Source organism: Mesorhizobium sp. M7A.F.Ca.MR.362.00.0.0, assembly GCF_004023175.1.
Lineage (GTDB): Bacteria > Pseudomonadota > Alphaproteobacteria > Rhizobiales > Rhizobiaceae > Mesorhizobium.
The window spans coordinates 618-1,616 of sequence record NZ_RZTF01000701.1; the positions used below are offsets into that span (position 1 = coordinate 618).

The 999-nt window shown below is 59.4% G+C and carries 2 pseudogenes; one reads left to right on the plus strand and one right to left on the minus strand.

Annotated features, from left to right (window positions below):
• Nucleotides 1–141: 141 nt before the first annotated feature.
• A pseudogene (locus EOC06_RS36955) lies at nt 142–794 on the plus strand (IS6 family transposase).
• Nucleotides 795–851: 57 nt separating this feature from the next.
• On the opposite strand, the pseudogene EOC06_RS36960 reads toward EOC06_RS36955, so the two are convergent.
• A pseudogene (locus EOC06_RS36960) lies at nt 852–999 on the minus strand (transposase); the annotation flags it as partial.

The window sequence follows — 999 nt, forward strand, 5'->3', positions numbered from 1 at the left end:
GGATCCTACGTGAGAGCCAACAGATCACTATAAATCTGACGAAGGTGTTCGTCAGACGGCATCGTCAACTTAACGAAGCTTGGATACCGATGTGCGACAGAGCGTGACCCACTCTACCGCCGCCACCGCTTTCCCGCCGAGATCATCGCCCATGCTGTCTGGCTCTATTTCCGTTTTCCTCTCAGTTTGCGAATGGTCGAGGACTTGCTGGCGGCACGAGGGATTATTGTCTCGCATCAGACAGTCCGGCTTTGGGCAGAGAAATTCGGGCGGACCTTTGCCAGCGAGATCCGCCGCCGCTCAGCGGGTCGGCTGGTGACAAGTGGCATCTCGACGAGGCCGTCGTTTCGATCCGCGGCAAGAAGCACTGGCTCTGGCGCGCCGTCGATCAGGACGGTTTCGTCCTGGAGGTCCTGGTGCAAAGTCGTCGCAATGCCAAGGCGGCCAAGCGTCTGATGCGCAAGCTGTTGAAGGGCCAAGGCCGCGCGCCGCGCGTGATGATCACCGACAAGCTTCGGTCTTACGACGCTGCAAAGCGAGAGATCATGCCGGGGGTCGAACACCGTTCGCATAAAGGCTTGAACAATCGGGCGGAGAATTCCCATCAGCCAGTCCGGCGACGGGAACGGATCATGAAACGCTTCAAGTCACAACGCCATTTGCAGCGCTTCGTCTCAATTCATGATCCGATTGCCAACCTGTTCCACATCCCCCGCCACGAAATCTCCTCCAGCCATCATCGCGAACTGCGTTCAGAGGCAATGAACCTGTGGGCAAAAATCGCGCGGGCTTGAACCGCCGTGGGGCAAGCGGGCTACGACCGCCTCGCGCTCTTTAAGTTTACGATGCCTCTCCAGCCTGCACATCGTCGATTGGGAGGCCAGATCCCGACCCGACGGCAGCGCGTCCTGGGCCATCTTGAAGACCGGATCGGAGCGCAGCCGGTTGGCGTCGTTGCCATCCTCATAGCCGGCGGCGATCATCTTCATGCGAAAGCCG